Annotated in this window: 16 protein-coding genes; 4 read left to right on the top strand and 12 right to left on the bottom strand. The window is 71.1% G+C overall.

All coding sequences use genetic code 11. The features are described from left to right. Window positions 1-220: 220 nt before the first annotated feature. Window positions 221-1,366 carry a GNAT family N-acetyltransferase gene (locus ABEB12_RS01775; protein WP_185058622.1) on the top strand — a complete coding sequence of 382 codons (1,146 nt, stop codon included), beginning with the start codon at window positions 221-223 and terminating at the stop codon, window positions 1,364-1,366. A gap of 16 nt (window positions 1,367-1,382) precedes the next feature. Next, window positions 1,383-2,573 carry an FAD-dependent monooxygenase gene (locus ABEB12_RS01770; protein ID WP_185058621.1) on the top strand — a complete coding sequence of 397 codons (1,191 nt, stop codon included), beginning with the start codon at window positions 1,383-1,385 and terminating at the stop codon, window positions 2,571-2,573. 149 nt (window positions 2,574-2,722) lie between these two features. Here ABEB12_RS01770 and ABEB12_RS01765 read toward each other — a convergent pair whose 3' ends face one another. Both ABEB12_RS01765 and ABEB12_RS01760 read right to left on the bottom strand, forming a co-directional pair. Beyond that, on the bottom strand, window positions 2,723-3,895 hold the full coding sequence (locus ABEB12_RS01765) for an FAD-dependent monooxygenase (RefSeq protein WP_185058620.1): 1,173 nt from the start codon (window positions 3,893-3,895) through the stop codon (window positions 2,723-2,725). A gap of 2 nt (window positions 3,896-3,897) precedes the next feature. Beyond that, window positions 3,898-4,539, bottom strand: coding sequence for a TetR family transcriptional regulator (locus tag ABEB12_RS01760; RefSeq protein ID WP_185058619.1), 642 nt, complete (start codon window positions 4,537-4,539; stop codon window positions 3,898-3,900). Window positions 4,540-4,638: 99 nt separating this feature from the next. On the opposite strand from ABEB12_RS01760, the gene ABEB12_RS01755 reads away from it, so the two are divergent. Further along, window positions 4,639-6,189, top strand: a complete 1,551-nt coding sequence (locus ABEB12_RS01755; protein ID WP_185058618.1) for a DHA2 family efflux MFS transporter permease subunit — start codon at window positions 4,639-4,641, stop codon at window positions 6,187-6,189. A gap of 125 nt (window positions 6,190-6,314) precedes the next feature. On the opposite strand, the gene ABEB12_RS01750 is transcribed toward ABEB12_RS01755, so the two are convergent. Genes ABEB12_RS01750 through ABEB12_RS01730 form a run of 5 tightly spaced genes read right to left on the bottom strand, consistent with a single transcriptional unit; the run spans window position 6,315 to window position 13,046 of the window. Beyond that, window positions 6,315-7,835: a type 1 periplasmic-binding domain-containing protein gene (locus ABEB12_RS01750; RefSeq protein ID WP_185058617.1), complete on the bottom strand. Its 1,521-nt coding sequence runs from the start codon at window positions 7,833-7,835 to the stop codon at window positions 6,315-6,317. Next, complete coding sequence (locus tag ABEB12_RS01745) at window positions 7,832-9,814, bottom strand: hypothetical protein (RefSeq protein ID WP_185058616.1); 1,983 nt, start codon at window positions 9,812-9,814, stop codon at window positions 7,832-7,834. The genes ABEB12_RS01750 and ABEB12_RS01745 overlap by 4 nt, the downstream gene beginning before the upstream one ends. Before the next feature lie 54 nt (window positions 9,815-9,868). Continuing rightward, window positions 9,869-10,993, bottom strand: a complete 1,125-nt coding sequence (locus ABEB12_RS01740; protein ID WP_185058615.1) for an XdhC family protein — start codon at window positions 10,991-10,993, stop codon at window positions 9,869-9,871. Window positions 10,994-11,004: 11 nt separating this feature from the next. After that, on the bottom strand, window positions 11,005-12,162 hold the full coding sequence (locus ABEB12_RS01735) for a VWA domain-containing protein (RefSeq protein ID WP_185058614.1): 1,158 nt from the start codon (window positions 12,160-12,162) through the stop codon (window positions 11,005-11,007). Then, complete coding sequence (locus ABEB12_RS01730) at window positions 12,162-13,046, bottom strand: AAA family ATPase (protein ID WP_185058613.1); 885 nt, start codon at window positions 13,044-13,046, stop codon at window positions 12,162-12,164. Before ABEB12_RS01730 ends, ABEB12_RS01735 begins: the two co-directional genes overlap by 1 nt. 411 nt (window positions 13,047-13,457) lie before the next feature. On the opposite strand from ABEB12_RS01730, the gene ABEB12_RS01725 reads away from it, so the two are divergent. Beyond that, window positions 13,458-14,294, top strand: a complete 837-nt coding sequence (locus tag ABEB12_RS01725) for a transglycosylase family protein (protein WP_185058612.1) — start codon at window positions 13,458-13,460, stop codon at window positions 14,292-14,294. A gap of 475 nt (window positions 14,295-14,769) precedes the next feature. Here the strand turns inward: ABEB12_RS01725 and ABEB12_RS01720 are convergent, their stop codons facing one another. The 5 genes from ABEB12_RS01720 to moaC are packed head-to-tail and all read right to left on the bottom strand — an operon-like array spanning window position 14,770 to window position 16,689. Beyond that, window positions 14,770-14,949 carry a pyridoxal-phosphate dependent enzyme gene (locus ABEB12_RS01720; protein ID WP_345702477.1) on the bottom strand — a complete coding sequence of 60 codons (180 nt, stop codon included), beginning with the start codon at window positions 14,947-14,949 and terminating at the stop codon, window positions 14,770-14,772. Then, window positions 14,924-15,286 carry a hypothetical protein gene (locus ABEB12_RS01715; protein WP_185058611.1) on the bottom strand — a complete coding sequence of 121 codons (363 nt, stop codon included), beginning with the start codon at window positions 15,284-15,286 and terminating at the stop codon, window positions 14,924-14,926. Before ABEB12_RS01715 ends, ABEB12_RS01720 begins: the two co-directional genes overlap by 26 nt. A gap of 10 nt (window positions 15,287-15,296) precedes the next feature. Then, a complete protein-coding gene (locus ABEB12_RS01710) occupies window positions 15,297-15,734 on the bottom strand; it encodes a molybdenum cofactor biosynthesis protein MoaE (RefSeq protein WP_185058610.1) in 438 nt (145 codons plus the stop codon). Further along, window positions 15,734-16,216 (bottom strand): MogA/MoaB family molybdenum cofactor biosynthesis protein, encoded by a 483-nt coding sequence (locus ABEB12_RS01705; protein ID WP_345702476.1) that lies wholly within the window; start codon window positions 16,214-16,216, stop codon window positions 15,734-15,736. The genes ABEB12_RS01710 and ABEB12_RS01705 overlap by 1 nt, the downstream gene beginning before the upstream one ends. Next, window positions 16,213-16,689: a cyclic pyranopterin monophosphate synthase MoaC gene (moaC, locus tag ABEB12_RS01700; protein ID WP_185058609.1), complete on the bottom strand. Its 477-nt coding sequence runs from the start codon at window positions 16,687-16,689 to the stop codon at window positions 16,213-16,215. Before moaC ends, ABEB12_RS01705 begins: the two co-directional genes overlap by 4 nt. Window positions 16,690-16,945 lie beyond the last annotated feature (256 nt).

Genomic DNA, 16,945 nt, shown 5'->3' with positions numbered 1-16,945 from the left:
AAAGCCGACGGTGATTACGTGATGACGGTAAAGACCGGTTGCGGTCCCGGCAACCCGGGAACATTCCCCCGGGGGGTGTGTGAGGATTGTTCGATCAAGGGAAATAATCTTGTCCGAGCGTTGACCGAGCCGTAACGATGCCGCTGGGGTTAGCGACGCCTAATTCGGGTGACCGATGTCGAAGTTTTACAGGTGGCGCCGGGAGGATCAGTTCCAGAGCATGAACACGAAGACTGAGGCGCCGGCCGGCGCCGCCACCGTGACGCTGCTGCGGCTGACCAACCCGCCGGCCGAGCAGCTGAATGAATGGGACGAGCTGGTCAGCCAGGTCGGCGGCACCGACGTGACCCAGCTCAGCGCATGGGGCCGGATCCGCGGCCTGGCCGGGTACACCCCGGAGTACCTGCTCGCCTACTCTGGCGGCCGACTGGCCGGCGGAGCACTGCTGTTGCGCCGGCGCCTGATGCCGCTGGTGGAGCTGGGTTACCTGCCCTACGGACCGCTGGTCAGCCCCGACACCGCCGACCCCGGGGCGGTCACCGCCGCCCTGCTCGACCAGCTGACCAGGGTCGCCCGTTCGCTGATGGCCACCTTCGTGCAGCCGCCGGAGGGTGCGCCCGAAATGACCACCGGCCTGCTGGCCCGGGGCTTCCGGCCATCCCGCGCCGGCATCGCGCCGCTGGGTTCCTACCGGGTCGACCTGACCCGGCCGCTGGAGGAGATCCGCGGCGGCTTCTCCAAGCGGCTCAAGTCCTGGACCAACCGGTGGGCGGCCAAGGGCGTGCACGTACGGCTCGGCGACGAGCGGGACCTTCCGCTGCTGGCCGACCTGATGGCCTACACCGGCGCCCGGCAGGGGTTCACCCCGCCGCCGCTGGAGTACATGCGGCGGATGTACCGCGAGCTGGCCCCGCACGGGCATGCGGCGGTGTTCGTCGGCGAGGTGGACGGGCGGCCGGTCTCGGCGGACCTGGTCACCGTGGTCGGCGGGATGATCCGCGGCCGGCTGGGCGGCTTCGACGGCTCCGGCGCGACGGGCAAGCTGAGCGTGCCGGCGGCGGTCCGCTGGGAGATCATCAAGTGGGGGCAGCGGCAGGGGCACCGATGGCTAGACTTCGGCGGCCTGCCCGAGCAGATGCTCACCGACATGATCGACCGCGGCATGCACACCAGCGACGAATGGCCCAGCGCCCAGCGCGCCAAGCTGGCGTTCAACGGCACCCCCTTCCGCTACCCGGCCCCGGTTGAGCTGATCAGGCCATGGCCTGCCAAGGTGGGCTACGACCTGCTGCGGCGCAGCGCGACGGGAAAGAAGCTGCTCGGCACCGCCAAGGTGAAGCTGCGGGGTCAGTTCCGGCGGGGCTGAGCCGAGGGGGCTTTTCTTGAACATCGTTTGTGTGGGGGCCGGCCCGGCCGGCCTCTACTTCGCCATATGCACGAAGCTGCGCGACCCGGACGCCGAGATCACCGTGCTGGAACGCAGCCCGGAGGGGGTCACCTTCGGCTGGGGCTTCGGCTTCTGGGACGACGTGCTGGACATGCTCTACGCGAACGACCCGGTCACCGCCAAACAGGTCGAGGAAGCCTCCGGGGTGTGGGGCGGCATCGAGGTGCACGTCGGTTCGGGCAAGCCGGGTTACCTGGGCGGCTACGGGCTGTCCATGGGCCGGCAGCGGCTGCTCGACATCCTGGTCGCGCGCGCCCGTGACCTGGGCATCAAGCTGGAGTTCGAGCACCCGGTGGAGTCGCTGGACGAGTTCGCCGACGCGGACCTGATCGTCGCCGGCGACGGCATCAACAGCGGCTTCCGCACCGCCGGCGCCGCACGGTTCGGCACCTCGGTGGACATGGGCACCAACCACTACCTGTGGTTGGGCGCCTACAAGGAGTTCAAGGCCTTCCGGTACATCTTCGAGCGCACCCCGGCCGGCTGGATCTGGCTGCACTGCTACTACCTGGACGCCGGGCGCAGCACGGTGATCGTGGAATGCCCGCCGTCGACGTGGCAGGGGCTGGGCTTCGACCGGCTCGGCCCGGCGGAGTGTCTCCAGGCGCTGGAGAAGATCTTCGCGCGGCACCTGGACGGGGCGAGCCTGATCAGCCAGATGCAGGACGTGGACACGGTGTCCTGGCTGCACGGCAAGCAGGTGCGCAACGCGCGCTGGTACGACGGGAACGTGGCCCTGCTCGGCGACGCCGCGCACAGCACGCACTTCTCCATCGGCTCCGGCACCCGGCTGGCCATCGGCGACTCGGTGGCGCTGGCCGCCGCGGTGGCCTCACATCCCGGCGACATACCGGCCGCACTCGCGACCTACGACGCGACCCGCCGCCCGGTGATCGACCAGACCCAGGCTGAGGCGCTGGCCAGCATGCGTTTCCTGGAGTCCGCGCCAGCTCGCCTGGACACCGACCCGGACCCGGTCGCCTTCGCCTACGCGATCTCCCGCCGGCTGGGCAGCCGAACCGCCCGCTGGCGCTACTACCTACACCTGGCCACCCAGGTCACCGCTCTCCGCACCCTCCGCGCGCGACTGACCGCCGCCCGCCGCACCCACCGCCGCTCCCACTAACCACCCCCGCCCTATCGCGGGCCACACCACCCCATATCGCGGGTTCCGCCGCCCCATGTCGCGGGTTTCACCACCTCATGTCGCGGTCGGAATCAGCGACATGAGGTGGTAGAACGCGCGATATGGCGGGGTGGGAGGCGCGATGTGGGTTAGGTGGGGCGGAGGCGGCGTTTGGCGGTGCTCACCCAGCGGCGGGCGGTTTGGCCGGCTCGGTACTGGGTGGCCCGGTGGGCCAGCCAGGAGAGGCCACCGGCCTCCTCCCGCCTCGTGCGCAGGGCGTAGGAGAAGCGGACCGGGTCGGTCTTGATGTGTTCGGCCACGTTCTCGAACCACTCGGTGCTGGTGCGCGCGGCGGCCTGGCGCACCGCGACGGCGGCGGACCGGTCGGCCTGGTAGGTGGCCAGCGCGTCCGGCAGGGACTCCGACCCGCGCAGGGCGACGTCCAGCCCGATGGCGTCCTCCATGGCCAGCTTGGTGCCGGAGCCGATGGAAAAGTGCGTGGTGTGCGCGGCGTCGCCCATGAGCACCATGTTGCCGTGGTACCAGTGCTGGTTGGACACGTCGGTGAAGCGCAGCCACGGGCTGCCCTTGTTGATCAGCTCCTGCCCGTCCAGCTCCCGGGCGAACAGCGAGCGGATCTTGGCCAGCCCGTCCTCCTCGGAAAGCGTGTCCAGGCCGAGCCCGGCGAAGGTGTGCGGCGAGCACTCGAAGATGCAGGTGGAGTACTCGTCGGAGAACCGGTAGCCGTGCAGCCACACCCAGCCGGCCGGGGACTCCTCGAACGCGAAGGTGAAGATGTTGAAGAGTTTCCGGGTGCCCAGCCAGATGTAGTAGTTGTTGGCCGACTCGACGGTCGGTTTGAAGTGCTCGGCGAACCGGGTGCGGGTGACGCTGCCCGCGCCGTCGGCGGCGACCACCAGTTCGGCGTCCGGGAAGTCCGAAGCGTCCACCGGCGAATGCTCGAACTCGACCTTGACCCCGAGCGACTCGGCCCGGCGGGTGAGGATGTCCAGCAGTTGTGCGCGTCCGACACTGTAGCCGTAGCCGCCCATCCGGGCCGGTTTCTCCGCGCCGGACGGCCGGCCGACCTGGACCTCCTGGTCGTGCCACTGGTTGGCCACGTCCAGGATCGCCGCGCAGGTGACCGGGTCGGACCGGCGCAAACCGTGCACCAGGTCGTCCCAGAACACCACGCCCCAGCCGTGGGTGACCCCGCGCGGGTTGCGCTCCACCACGGTGACCTCGCAGGCCGGGTCGCGCAGCTTGCTCAGGATGGCGAAGTACAGGCCGGCCGGCCCGGCCCCAATACAAATGATCTTCACGATCAGGCGTCCCCTCGGCGTCCGTACTCACCGATGCCGTTCCCGATGAGCTCGACGCACACATCCAACCAGTCACCCAGCGCGGCCCATTGTTTCGGCTCGTCGTGCTCGCGCAGGTAACCGACTATATGTTCGGACAGCAGCAGCCGGAAGATCAGCACCAGCTGCCCGGCCACCACCCGGGGCCGAGGACCCGGGCCGGCCTCCGCCGCCAGCACTTCGGCGAACGCCTCCTCCAACTGTTCCCACCAAAGCCGCATCCGGGAGCGCAGCGTCGGGCTGTCCACGATCATCCGGTAGGACCGCTCGACCTCGTCGGCCAGCCGGGTGCCCCGGCCGGACATCTCCTCCCGCTCCGCGACGAACTCCTCGCGGATCGCCTCGGCCACCGCGACCAGCGGGGTCTGCCCGGCCGGCCGGTCCCGCAGCCGGTCGCGCAGCCGGACCAGGGTCTCCTCCGCGTCGGCGAAGACCAGGTCCTCCTTGGAGGGGAAGTAGGCGAACACGGTCTTGGCCGACAGGTTCACCGCGTCGGCGATCTCGGCGACCGTGACGTTGTCGTAGCCGCGCGCCGTGAACATCTCCCGGGCGGCGTCCAGGATCGCCTTCCGGGTGATCAGTTTCTTGCGTTCGCGCAGGCCCACCGGGCAGCCCTTCGTAAGTCAGCGGAAAGCGTAACCGACTAACCTTTTTACCTCACCCACCGATATATTGGACGGTCCGGCGATGAGGGGGGCACGCTGATGGCCAAGCCCGGCTGGCTGATCCCGCTGCTGGTGCTCATCGTCGGCATGTTCATGTCCGTGCTGGACATCAGCATCGTGAACGTCGCCATCCCCACCATGCAGCGCGACTTCGGCACCACGGTGGACGACATCGAGTGGGTGAGCACCGCCTACACCCTGGCGCTGGGCGTGGTGGTGCCGATGAGCGGCTGGCTGGGCGACCGGATCGGGCTGACCCGGATCTACCTGTACTCGCTGGTCGGGTTCGCGCTGACCTCGGCACTGTGCGGGCTGGCCTGGGACCTGCCCAGCATGGTCGCGTTCCGCATCCTGCAGGCCGTCCCGGGCGGCGTGCTGCCGGTGGTGACCGTGTCGCTGCTGATGTCCATCGTGCCGCGCGAGCAGATCGGCACCGCGATGGGCATCTACGGGCAGGGCGTGGTGGTCGCGCCGGCCATCGGCCCCACGCTGGGCGGCTACCTGGTGGAGTACGTGGACTGGCGGCTGATCTTCCTGATCAACGTGCCGGCCGGGGTGCTGGGCGTGATCGCCGGTTACCTGGTGCTGCCGCGCACCCCGCCCGGACCAGCCCGGCCGTTCGACTGGTGGGGCTTCGTGGCCGCCGCGACGGGGCTGTTCGCGCTGCTGCTGGCGGTTTCCGAGGGCCAGTCCTGGGGCTGGGACTCCTACCGGATCCGCATGCTGCTGGTGTTCGCGGTGCTGGCGCTGGCGTTGTTCGTGGTGATCGAGCTGGCCGTGGAGCACCCGCTGATCGACCTGCGGGTGTTCCGCAACTGGATGTTCGTGAACTCGCTGTTGCTGATCAGCGTGCTGTCCGTCGGCCTGTTCGCGGTGCTGTTCTACCTGCCGCTGTTCATGCAGCAGGGGCAGGGCATACAACCGCTGCGGGTGGGGTTGATCCTGCTGCCCGAGGCGGTGGTGATGGGGTTGCTGATGCCCGTCGCGGGGCGGCTCTACGACCTGATCGGGCCGCGCTGGCCGGGGGTGATCGGGCTGGCCATCGCCGCGTACGGCGGGTTCCTGCTGTGCGGCATCGGCCCGGCCATGTCCGAGGGGGACGTGATCCTCTGGACCTGCGTGCGCGCGTTCGGCAACGGGCTGGCCATGATGCCGATCATGACGGCGGGCATCGCGGCGATCCCGCCCGCCCAGGTCGGCTCGGCTTCACTGGTGAACAACATCGTGATGCGCGCGTCATCCGCGCTCGGGCTGGCCGTGATGACCGTCCTGGCCACCGCGCAGCAGGCCCAGCTGTCCGCCGACCGGGCCGCACTCATCCAGGTCGGCAACCCGGACCTGGCCGCACACGGCATCTCGCCGGACGACCCCCGCTCCCTGTACGGCTACTACCGCGCCGTGCAGCTGGACGTGCTCGGCCAGGCGTACAGCAACGTCTTCCTGGTCGCCGCGGTCCTCACCTGCGTCGGAATCGGCCTGGCCGCGCTCATGCACAAGCCGTCCGTACCGCCCCCGCCGCCGGCCACGCCGCCCCGGGCCGGCGACGAGCCCGAGCCCGGGCGGGCCGCGCTCGCCGCCGCCACGCACTGAACCACCCTGCCAGACCGACTGAACCACACTGCTGAACCGACTGAACCACACTGCTGAACGCACTGAATCACCCTGCTGAACCGACTGAATCACCCTGCTGAAGTGACCGGATCAGGGCTGGGGGGTTAGCAGTTGTTGGAGTTCGGGGTGCATGGCACCCCGGACGGGGCGCTGAGCTGGACGAACTCCATGCCCTCCATCGGCAGCACGCGCATGATCGCCACCGCTTTGTCGATCGTCTCGCCGGCCGAGGTGAGGGAGATCCAACCGCTGGCCCCGGCCACCGAGCCGGCCCCGTGCATCCGCTTGAACTCCTGGGTCAGCGCTCCAGGCGAGTCGACCACGCCGTTCGGCGACCGGATCCCGGCCACGGCGGCCATCATCATGTCGTAGGCCATGATCGTGTAGCTGTCGTCGAGCCGCGCGCCGGGGAACAAGGTGTCCAGACACTCCGGGCAGTGGCCGGTCAGGTAGGCGGTGGCGCCGGGCGCGAACGCGGCCGGCGCGGCCGGCCATGCCCGGGGGTGGGCCAGCGCGGTGTACTCCACCGTGGCGTTCGCGCGCAGCCCGGCGGCCAGCTCGGGCGAGCCGGTCACCCCCGAGCCGAAGCGGACCCCGTCGTCGCCGGTCATCACCCGTACCGGGTGGCCGGGGCAGGGCCGGGACGGCAGCGCCGCGACGAACGCGGCCAGCTCCGGCGAACGACCGGCGAAGAACACCACGTCCGGACGCTGCTGGCAGAGGTTGCGCACGATGCCCTTCATGGCGTTGGCCGCACCGGGGCGCGAACCGTTGTAGCTCTCCTCCGGGACGACCAGGGTGTGCCCGCTGCCCGGGTCCGGGTACCGGGCGCGGAACGCGTCGCCCAGCGTGCGGGCGTACTGGTCGTCGGGATCGGAGTTCTGCACGACCAGCGCACGGCGGGTGGACTGCCGCAGGTAGGCGGCCGCCGCCTCGGCCTGCGCCGCGGTGCTCGGAGCGACCCGGATGTACGGGGTGTTCGCCGAGGGCGCCTGGAGCAGCCGGTCCGCCGTCACGTGCGACACGATCACCGGCACGTCGGCGAGGACCAGCTGACCGATCAGGCGCAGGTAGGGGTCCAGCGACTTCCCGGTCACCCCGACCGCCATCAGCCGGTGCTCGGCGAAGCCGCTGGTGGCCATCTCGATCAGCTTGCGCACCGGCTTCTCCGCCGGTTCGGCCGAGTCGCCGACATTGGCCACCAGCACGCGGATCGCCGGCCGGTCGCCCAGCGTGTTGGTCCGGTTGGCCTGGCGCTGCGCCACCGCCACCCCGCGCAGGTCGCCGGCCAGCCGCTCGCCGTACTCGTCCTCCACCCCGGGCGGCGGGATGGGCACCAGGTAGGCCACCGTCAGGCTGGGCGTGCCGGTGGCCGTCAGCCGGGTGTTCTCCTCACCGATCAGCCGCAGCGCGTCCGCCGTCGGCGCACCGAACAACGGGCCCTGCGTGCCGTCGGTGATGCCCACGCACTGCGCACCCACCTGGTCCACCCCGGGCGCGCAGTGCACGTGCCAGTCCCACACCAGGTAGCCCAGCACGCCCAGCACCACCACCCCGAGCCCGCAAATCGTGCGCTGGATCATCCGACTGCGGTCCTGCCACCAGAGCCGCAACGCCGCGATCATCTGCTTCCTCCGATCGAGTGCCACCGCCGCGAGCATTCCGCGAACCTGAGGTGCTGCTCGTACAGGAACCGGGCGCCCGCGCCGGCGTGCCGGGAGAGCTCCAGCAGCTCGTCCGCGACGATCACGCACATGTCGTGCCGGGGATCGCCGAGCGGGTCCGAGTGCAGCTGCAGCGCGGCGACCAGGCGCCGGGACACCCGGGGCTCCGGGGCCGGGTCCGCACACAGCCGGCCGAAGAGCGCGTTCGCGTCCGCTCCCTGGCCGGGCACCGCGAGCGGCGCCGCCGTCACCCGGGTGAGCTGCCGGTAGAACCGTTCCTGGTTGCCCGGGCGGAACTCTCCGGTCAGCGCGGTGGCCACCTGCTGCACCCGGCCGAGCGCCAGGCTGTGGTAGAGCGCGACGCCCTCCCGCCGCTTGTCCCGCGCGTCCGCGCGCAGCAGTTCGTGCACGTCCTCCCAGGTCAGCCCGAGGTCGGGCAGGCCACCGGGACCGGCCAGCCGGTGCGCGATGGCCCGGCGGGCGAACGGGTGCAGCCGGGGTGCCCGCAACCGGCCGTCCTCCACCGGGTAGGTCACCCACAGGTCCCCGGCCCGGAACTCCATGATCATTCTTATCTTGTGCGGGGTGAGCAGATCCAGGATCGGCGCGATGCTGGTGTCCGAGAGGTCGACCACCATGGCCATCAGCACCAGTCCCTGGCGCAGATGGTCGTCGCGCGGGCCGAGCACCAGCTCCATCACCTGCTCGTCCAGCGGTGGCGCGCCGTCTCCGGAGGACCGGCCGAGCACCCGGCGCGGGTCGTCCTCCGGGCCACCGCGCAGCAGTGCGTCGAGCACCATGCCGAGGCCGGCCTGGTGCGCCGACGTCAGGCGGTAGGCGAACGCCACCGAGGCGCGCAGCTCCGGGCTGTAGGCCAGGCTCCGGTGCGCGACCAGCCGCTCGGTGGTCGCCTCGACCTCCGGCTGGGCCGGGTCGGAGATCGGCGCCACGTCGTCCACCGGGTCCACCCACACCGGGTAGAACCGACTGCCGCCGCGCCCGTCCCGACCGGCCAGCCAGCGCACCATCGAGGCGTCCCGCAGCGGGTCGGGCTGCCAGACCAGCGGCCGCTTGGCGGCGTCCGGCGGGTAGCGCCGGTGCGAGGCGGCCACCACCAGCAGCGGGCCGGACCCGCCCGGCTGCGCGGCCAGCGTGCTCAGGAACTCGTGGGCCGGGCCGATGCTGACGTTGTCCAGCAGCACCACCGCGCCCACCGGGCACGCATTGATCCACCGTTTCGCCCAATAGGCGGCCCGAAGGTCGGCCACGAAGGCCCGGCAGAGCACCTCGTCCACCCATCCGTGGTTGCCCTGGAACTCCCGCACGGACAGCTCCACCAGCCCGTCCGCCGCGTCCTGGATCATCGCCAGGTTCAGGCCGGTGCGGTACCAGCGCATGCCGGCCCGGCGCAGCAGCAGCCGGGTGTGCACCAGGCCGGACAGCCCGTCAACGGCCAGCCCGAACGCCTCCGAGGCCGGCCCGGGCAAACCGCCGGCCTCGGCCAGCACGCGCGCCATGTCGCGCACCCAGGCGCGCAGCTCGGTCCGGTTGCCGATCAGCTTGCGGATCAGCTCGCGCCGCGCCGCCCGCGCGCCGGCCGTGGCGTCCGGGTCCAGCGGGTTGCGCGCCGCCCACATGCCGAGGAGGAACCTCGGGAACCCGGCCCGGCCGAACCCCTTGACCCGCCAGCCCAACTGCAGCGCCAGCCGGTTGGCCACCTCGTGCGGCCGGTGGCTGTCCGGCAGCCGGGCGCTGTCCAGGTACGCCCGTGGCCCCGACCAGTGCTCGATCTGCCGCAGGTGCGCCAGAAGGTCCGAACCGGGCGAGCCCCGGGCACTCCACAGCACCACGACGGGCCGGTCGTCGGGGTCGCCGTGCCGGCCGGTGTGGTCGGCGCACTCGCGCAACAAAAACTCGACGGCCGCCTCGCGCTCCCCCATGGGAGCTACCGTATAACGATCACCGGTTCCGTGGTGGCGGAACCGGTGATCGGATCAGCGGGGGGCGGTGGCGTGGATGGGGCCTTCGCGTTCGGCCAGGCGGTTGCCGGCGCCGCCCCACTGGAGGGCGATCATTTCGGCCGCGATCGAGACGGCGGTTTCCTCCGGGGTGCGGGCGCCCAGGTCCAGGCCGATCGGGCTGGACATGCGGGCCAGCTCGTCCTCGGTGAGACCGGCCTCGCGCAGCCGCTGCAGCCGGTCGTCGTGGGTGCGCCGCGAACCCATGGCGCCCAAGTAGCCGAACTCGGGCAGGCGCAACGCGACCTCGAGCACCGGCACGTCGAACTTGGGGTCGTGGGTGAGCACGCAGATCGCGGTGCGGCCATCAATACGACCAGCTCCGGCCTCCGCCTGCAGGTAGCGGTGCGGCCATTCCACGACGACCTCGTTCGCGCCGGGGAACCGGGACGCGGTGGCGAACACCGGCCGGGCGTCGCACACGGTCACCCGGTAGCCCAGGAAGGTGCCCATCCGGGCCACCGCCGAGGCGAAGTCGATCGCGCCGAACACGATCATCCGGGGCGGCGGGGCGAACGCCTCCAGGAACACGTCCAGGCCCTCGCCCCGGCGTTGCCCGTCCACGCCGTAGTGCAGCATGCCGTTGCGGCCGGCGGCGAGCAGGCCGCGCCCGTCGTCGCGCACCGCGTCGTCCAGGCGGGTTGAGCCGGTGGTTCCGGAGACCCGGTCGGGCCAGATGACCAGGCGCCTGCCCAGCCGGTCGGCCGGGCCGGCGACCACCGTGGCCACCGCGACCGGGCGCTCCTCCTTGATCGCGCGGGACACCTCGGCCAGCTCGGGGAACGTCTTCGGGTCGATCTTCTCCACGAACACGTCAAGGATGCCGCCGCAGGTCAGGCCGACCGCGAACGCGTCGTCGTCGGAGACGCCGTAGCGCTGCAGCACCGGGCGGTCGTCGGCCAGCACCTGGTTGCCCAGCTCGTAGACCGCGCCCTCCACACAACCGCCGGAGACGCTGCCCACCGCCTCGCCACCCGGCCCGACCAGCATCGAAGCCCCGGGCTGCCGCGGCGCCGAACGGAACGTGGCAACCACGGTGGCCAGGGCCACCGGTTTGCCGTCGTCCCACCACGAGCCCAGCTGTTCGAGTACGTCACGCATCTTCTTCCACCTCACGCATCGGCGATCACCCCGACCAACCGCTCCAGCGTGGCCAGGCTGTGCCCGGCCAGCAGTTCATCCAAGTGCGGCAGCGCCGCAACTATTCCGCCCTGCACCGGTGCGTAGCCATCCTTGCCGGCGTGCGGGTTCACCCACACCATCTTGTGGGCCAGCCGGCGCAGCCGCCCGAGCTGTTCGCCGAGCAGGTCCGGCGAGCCCCGCTCCCACCCGTCGGAGAAGATCACCACTACCGCCCGGCGGGCCACCCCGCGCTGCCCCCAGCGGTCGGTGAACGCGCGCACCGCGTCGCCCAGCCGGGTGCCGCCCGACCAGTCCGGGATGGCCCGGCCGGCGGCGGCCAGCGCGCGCTCCGGGTCCCGGTGCCGCAGCTCGCGGGTGATCCGGGTCAGCCGGGTGCCGATGGTGAACACCTCGGTACTGGGGATACGCCGCGCAACCACGTGCGCGAACCGCATCAGGGTGTCGGCGTAGGGCGCCATGGACCCGGAGACGTCGATCAGCAGTACCACCTTGCGGGGCCGTTCGGCCGGCGCCCGGTGGCGCAGTTCCCGCAGCTCACCGTGGTTGCGCAGGGCGGCGCGGAGGGTGCGGCCGGGATCGGGGAAACCACGCGAGCCGGGGCGACGGCGGCGAGAGCGCCGCAACGGGGGTTCCGCGCGCAACAGCGCGAGCAACGCGCGCAGGTGCTCCCGCTCGGCCGGGGAAAGCTCGGCCACGTCCCGGTGCCGGAGCACCTCGGTGGCGCTGGCCGCGACCCGCAGCCGCTGCACGTCGTCCGGGCCGTCGTCATCGTCGCTCTCCGGCTCGTCCGCGCCGGCTTCCCGGGTCAGCGCGGCCAGCTGGGAGGGCGGCGGTTTCCGCTGGTCCTGCACGCGCACCCGGGGACCGCCCCGCTTCGGCGCGAACCACGCCGCGAACGCCGCGTCGTACCGGCCGACGTCGTCCGGATCGGCGCACAGGGTCAGCCGGCCGGCCCAGTAGGTGGCCGGCTCGCTGGTCACGTCCAGCTCGTCCAGCGCGGTGAGGAAGGCGGCCACCCGGTCGGTGGTGACGGGCAGGCCGGCGTGCCGCAGCACCGAGGTAAACCCGACCAGCCTCGGCAGGGGGTCGACCTCGCGCTCCCCGGCGAACGCGTCGAACTGGACCATTACGCCAGTACTGCGTCGAGCTGGGCGCGCACCCGGTCGGCGTCCTCCCGGTACTTGAGCACCGCGCCCAGCGAGGCGGCGGCGGTGTCGACGTCCAAGTCGTCGGCGCCGAGCAGGTGCAACGCCTGCGCCCAGTCCAACGACTCGGCCACGCCGGGCGGCTTCAGCAGCTCCATCCCGCGCATCCGGCGCACCGCGGCCGCCACCCGGCCGGCCAGCCGCTCGGGCACCCCGGGCAGGCGGCTGCGCAGGATGGCGATCTCCCTGGTCACGTCGGGGTGGTCCAGCCACAGGTAGAGGCAGCGGCGCTTGAGCGCGTCGTGCACCTCGCGGGTCCGGTTGGAGGTGAGCACCACCAGCGGCGGGATCTCCGCCCGCACCTCGCCGACCTCGGGGATGGTCACCGCGTGCTCGGTGAGCACCTCCAACAAGAAGGCCTCGAACTCGTCGTCCGCGCGGTCCACCTCGTCGATGAGCAGCACGCTGCGCTTGGCGCCCCGCAACGCGCGCAGCACCGGCCGGGCGATCAGGAAGCGCTGGTCGTACAGGGAGGCCTCGACGGTGTCCGCGTCCAGCCGCTCGTGCCCGGCGGCCGCCTCCAGCGCGCGCAGGTGCAGCAGCTGCCGGGGGAAGTCCCAGTCGTAGAGGGCCTGGCTGGCGTCGATCCCCTCGTGGCACTGCAGCCGGACCAGCTCCGCGTCCAGGACCTGGGCCAGCGCCTGGGCCAGCGCGGTCTTGCCGGTGCCCGGCTCGCCCTCGCAGAACAGCGGCCGGTTCATCCGCAATGCCAGGTAGGCGGCGGTGGCCAGGCCGTCGTCGGCCAGGTATCCGGTGTCCTCCAGCGCCTTCGCCAGCTCGGCGGGGGTCTCCACGGCTTCACTCACCCATCCAGCATGACCGAGGCAGCCCGGTGCTTGCCACTCGGATCGTGTTCCACGCAACGGAATTTGACGCGTTTTTCAGCGTGATTAAGATCACAACTTCCAAAATGAAAGTTCCTTGTTCGCAACGTTTTTCCGTCGTGATACTTCCGTTATGACCTGCCGAAACACCTATGTCGTTTGCAAGATGCAACAAAACTTGAGATTCATTTGAGTGATGTGGCTCGCAATAACCATTCTTGACGGATACCCACCCGGCTTACGTACCGTCCATCCCGGCCGGCAACCAGCCGTCCAGCGAACGAGTACCCATTGACGCACCGCGCCAAACCTGCCCAGTGCGTCAGGACGCCGACAGAAAACACGCCGGGCAGGGTTGGGGGGAACCCCTGGGTGCGGTGTGGAGCAAACGTCATGACCCCGTCACGAGACACCTCTCCCGAGCCGCGTGAGGACAGCCGCGGCTCACGGAATCTGGCTCGCGTCGTCCGTGTCATCACCGCCGGCGCGGTAGTCGCCGGCACTCCCTTCCTGTTCGCCGGCACCGCGCACGCCGCGTCCGACGAGACCTGGGACCAATTGGCTAAATGCGAAAGTGGCGGAAAGTGGAGCACCAACACCGGTAATGGCTTTTCCGGTGGACTCCAGTTCACCGCATCCACCTGGCGGGCCAACGGCGGCAAGGGCAGCGCGCACAACGCCAGCCGCGAGGAGCAGATCCGGGTGGCCGAGCGCGTGCTCGCCAGCCAGGGCTGGAAGGCCTGGCCCGCCTGCTCGAAGAAGATCAAGGCCAAGGGCAAGGCCCAGCTGCGGGACAAGACCAACGCCACCAAGGACACCCGCACCGAGGTGAAACCCAACGTTCCCGCGGTTCCGGCCGCTCCGGTGCCGCCGGTTGCGCCGGCGCCGCGGATCCCCGCCGCCGTGCCGGCACCTCAGGTCCCCGCCGCCGTGCCGGCGCCGCAGGTCCCCGCCGCCGTGCCGAACGTGCCCGCGCCCCGGGTGCCGAGCGTGCCGACGCCGGCCGCCCAGGTGCCGAACGTGCCCAACGCCCCGGCTCCCGCCGCCCCGGCCGCCCCCGCGACCCCCGCCGGACAGAAGTACACCGTGGTCTCCGGGGACAGCCTGTCCAAGATCGCCCAGACGCGGAACCTGCCCGGCGGCTGGCAGGCGCTCTACGAGCGCAACCGCGACCAGCTCGGCGGCGCGCCCAACAAGCTCAAGCCGGGCCAGCAGCTCAACCTGGGCTGACCCACCGATCGCGTCGCCGGTCCGTCCGCCGGCACGTCACCCAGAGACCGGGACGTCGCGCACCACGCGCGGCGTCCCGGTCTCGCGGGTAGATGTAGCGTCGGTCGTCCTCGGCGGCAGTCCATGGTCAAGTAGCAGTAGGAGACGTTCTACCGGCGAGTAGGGTCTGTCACCGCTACTTGACCATGAGTGATCCCGCTCATACCGCGAATCCGCCCGAAGGAAGATCAACTTCATCGTCACTGCCCTTGCACGGCCCGCGAAAGTCAGTGGTGATGATGTCGATCTCCAACGCGGTGGCAACGGCCGCACGCATTAGCGATAGTTGGCAAGAGCGGAACTTCTCCTACTGGGAGAACTGGCCCAGCCCGACCGGCCACGCCCCGAAACCTCGACCTGCACGAGCTGACCCGGGCGATATCCGACTGGACCGGACGCACCCGGCGCAACGATCACCGCGCGCAACTGCTCAAGCTCAGCACGGCGGCGGCGCTGGCGGCGTCCGAGCTGGACGAGGTCGCCAGACCCGCTCACTCCTCTGGGACTCGCCAAGGCCCGCGGCCAGGCCGGCCAAGGTGCCACCGGTGCCGACCGGACAAATGATCGCATCGAACGATTCGTCAATCTCCTCAACCAGCTCGATACAGCCACTCATCGCGAGCAGTGGCGCGATCCAGGTAGTGCAGGCGCATCCCGGCCGACTCGGCATGGGCCAGTCCTTCGTTGAACGGCCGTTCCTCGCCGCGGATCACTCCGATCGTGTCGAACCCGAACCGGCGGCCGGCGGCCGCTACGGCCCGGACGTGGTTCGAGTACGCGCCACCGAAGGTGAGCAGGGTGGTGATGCCCGAGGCCTGGGCACCGAGCAACTGGTACTTCAGCTTGCGCGACTTGTTGCCAGGTATCTCCGGGTCCAGCAGGTCATCCCGCTTGACCAGCAGCCGGTTCCCCCGGAGCCGGTCGTCGAGGACCTCGACCAGCGGCGACGACACCCGAGGCTCCCTAGGGGCAGTTGGTCCACTCGTCGGTGCCGTCGGTGAACAGCTGGTGTTTCCAGATGGGGAGCAGGCGCTTCACCTCGTCGACCAGTTCGGCGCACACCTGGAACGCCTGCTGGCGGTGATCGGCGGCGACCGCGCAGGCCAGGGCGGTGTCACCGATGCGCAGCTGGCCGATCCGGTGGCTCACCGCGATCGCCCGCACGCCCTCGGCGCGCGCGGCCACCGCCTCGGCCACCTCGCGGATGATCCGGTCGGCCGTGGGGTGCCCGGAGTAGTCCAGCGCGGTCACGTCCCGGCCGCCGTCGTGGTTGCGCACCACGCCGGCGAACGTCACCACCGCACCGGCGGCCACGTGGGAGACCAGGTCCGCGTGTTCGTTCACGTCCAGGGGCCGGTCAACGACCTCGGCCCTGGTGACCGTGGGCAGTACCACCGTCATCAGTGATCGCCTCCTCGCAGCTGGTCGACCGCGTGGTCCAGCACGTCGGCCAACACCGCCAGTCCGTCCCGCACCCCGCCGGTGGAACCGGGCAGGTTCACCACCAGGGTGCGCCCCGCGACACCGGCGACGCCCCGGGAGAGCACCGCGGTGGGCACCTTCGGGGCGCCGGCCGCACGGATCGCGTCGGCCAGGCCGGGCACCTCATAATCCAGTATTCCGCGAGTTACCTCGGGGGTGGCGTCGGTCGGGGAGATGCCGGTGCCCCCGGTAGTGATCACCACGTCGACCTCGGCGGCCACGGCGTCCCGCAACGCGGCGCCGACCGGTTCGCCGTCGGCCACCACCGAGGGGTCGGGGCAGGCGTAACCACGCTCGCGGAGCCATTCGGCGATCAACGGCCCGCCCCGGTCGGGGTAGACCCCGGCGGCGGCCCGGTTCGACGCGGTCACCACGCGGGCCGTGCGTGCACCCCCGTTCACCGGTCCTCCGGGCGGGTCCAGCTACCGGTCTTGCCGCCGTCCTTGCGGTCCACCCGTACCGCGTCCAGCACGGCCGCCGGGTCCACCGCCTTGACCATGTCGTGCAGGGTCAACCCGGCCACCGCCACGGCGGTCAGGGCCTCCATCTCCACCCCGGTGCGGTCGGTGGTCTTCGCGGTCGCGGTGATGCGCACCGCTTCCGCCTCCAGCGACAGGTCCAGGGTGACCCCGCTGAGCGCGATCGGGTGGCACAGCGGCACCAGGTCCGGGGTGCGCTTGGCGCCCATGATGCCGGCGATCCGCGCGGTGGCCAGCGCGTCGCCCTTGGGCAGGCCGTCCCGGCGGAGCAGGTCGATCACCTCGGCGGTGGTGCGCAGCACCCCACTGGCCACCGCCACGCGGGCCGACGGGGCCTTCTCCGAGACGTCGACCATGCGCGCCGCGCCGGCGGCGTCGACGTGAGTCAGTTCCACCTGACCGACCCTACGCAGCCAACGATGTGACTCACACGTTCGGGGTAATCCGGTAACACGCCGCCGTTTCCGTTTTGTCACCCGCTCGTCCGCTGAACTGCCCCTTTGGCCGATTACCCCGCGCCACGCCGACGCCGACCCGCCCGTGGGCCTTTATTCCCCGGCCCGTGTGGCATAGATTGCGCCCTGGCCCGCCACTCCCCAAGGCATTTCCGGCGGGCCCCGGAGACCACCGCGTGCTCGCCCTGTCCAGTGG

The sequence above is a fragment of the Actinospineispora eucalypti genome (assembly GCF_039543365.1).
GTDB lineage: Bacteria > Actinomycetota > Actinomycetes > Mycobacteriales > Pseudonocardiaceae > Pseudonocardia > Pseudonocardia eucalypti.
Note: the sequence above shows the minus strand (reverse complement) of the source record. Positions and strands in the feature narration are given on the sequence as shown.